The sequence below is a fragment of the Mesorhizobium sp. M1D.F.Ca.ET.231.01.1.1 genome, from assembly GCF_003999155.2.
Classification (GTDB): Bacteria; Pseudomonadota; Alphaproteobacteria; order Rhizobiales; family Rhizobiaceae; genus Mesorhizobium.
In genome coordinates this window covers 1-422 of record NZ_RZOZ02000069.1, presented here as the reverse complement: position 1 = coordinate 422, position 422 = coordinate 1, and the positions used below count along the sequence as shown (strand labels likewise).

Annotated in this window: 2 protein-coding genes; both read right to left on the bottom strand. The window is 59.5% G+C overall.

Annotation, left to right across the window (positions count from 1 at the left end; all coding sequences use genetic code 11):
* Nucleotides 1-64 (bottom strand): NAD-dependent epimerase/dehydratase family protein (locus EN874_RS32300; protein ID WP_127428842.1); only part of this gene is annotated, 64 nt, incomplete at its 3' end.
* A 1-nt stretch (nucleotide 65) separates the two neighbouring features.
* A partial coding sequence (locus EN874_RS32295; protein WP_348631835.1) for an NAD-dependent epimerase/dehydratase family protein occupies nucleotides 66-422 on the bottom strand: 357 nt, incomplete at its 5' end.

Genomic DNA, 422 nt, shown 5'->3' with positions numbered 1-422 from the left:
GCGCCTTGCAGATGTGGCTGCCTATGAATCCGGCCCCGCCCGTGACGAGGATTGTGCGGGGCATCTCATACGGCCTCCGCCACTTTCCGGCCCGCCAGCAACGCATCGAAATAGACGATCGTTCTTTCAAGGCCGATTTCGAGCGGTACACGCGGCTGCCATTTCAGCAGCTCGTTTGCCCGCGAAATATCCGGACGACGCTGCTGCGGATCATCGATCGCGGCAGGCAGATGGACTATGCGCGAGCGAGACCCTGTCATCCGGATAACAATGTCGGCCAGCTGCCGCACCGGAATCTCTGCGGGATTACCGAGATTGATCGGCCCGGTGCAGTCTTTCGGTTTGGCCGAGAAGCGCAGGAAGCCATCGATCAGGTCATCGACATAGCAGAAAGAACGGGTCTGGCTGCCATCACCGTAAAT